This is a genomic window from Peribacillus sp. NPDC056705, assembly GCF_043656335.1.
Map to the genome: position 1 here is coordinate 691 of NZ_JBHTYI010000192.1, position 711 is coordinate 1401.

Annotated in this window: 1 protein-coding gene; it reads right to left on the reverse strand. The window is 49.2% G+C overall.

Annotated features, from left to right (window positions below; translation table 11 throughout):
• A partial coding sequence (serS, locus tag ACFRAK_RS28830) for a serine--tRNA ligase (RefSeq protein ID WP_394573169.1) occupies positions 1-711 on the reverse strand: 711 nt, incomplete at both ends.

The following is a 711-nucleotide window of genomic DNA, read 5'->3' on the forward strand; positions in this document are numbered from 1 at the left end:
GATCGTAGCGCTTCCGGAATAACAACCGTGCCATCTTCCTGTTGATAATTCTCCAATATCGCAGCCACCGTGCGACCGACCGCTAGACCAGAACCATTCAATGTATGCACAAACTCCGGCTTGCTCTTAGGCTCCGGACGGTAGCGAATATTCGCTCGGCGGGCCTGGAAGTCTCCAATATTCGAGCAAGATGAGATTTCCCGATACACACCACTCTCTGGGAGCCACACTTCCAGATCATATGTCTTCATCGAGCCAAAACCCATATCCCCTGTGCATAAGGTCATAATACGATATGGCAAGTTCAGCAATTGGAGTACACGCTCGGCGTCAGCCGTCATCTTCTCAAGCTCGTCAAAGGACGTCTCCGGTTGAACAATTTTTACCATCTCGACCTTGTTGAATTGATGCTGGCGAATCAAACCACGCGTATCCCGGCCTGCAGCACCTGCCTCGGAACGGAAGCACGAGCTGTAAGCCACGTAATGTTTCGGTAAATCCTCTACATTCAGGATTTCTTCACGATGATAGTTCGTGACCGGAACTTCCGCTGTTGGAATCAAGTAGTACTCGGTATCACTAATCTTAAACAAATCCTCTTCGAATTTAGGAAGCTGGCCTGTACCGTACAGGCTGTCCCGATTGACGATATATGGAGGTAGCATCTCTTCGTAACCGTGCTTATCGCTGTGCAGATCCATCATGAAACTG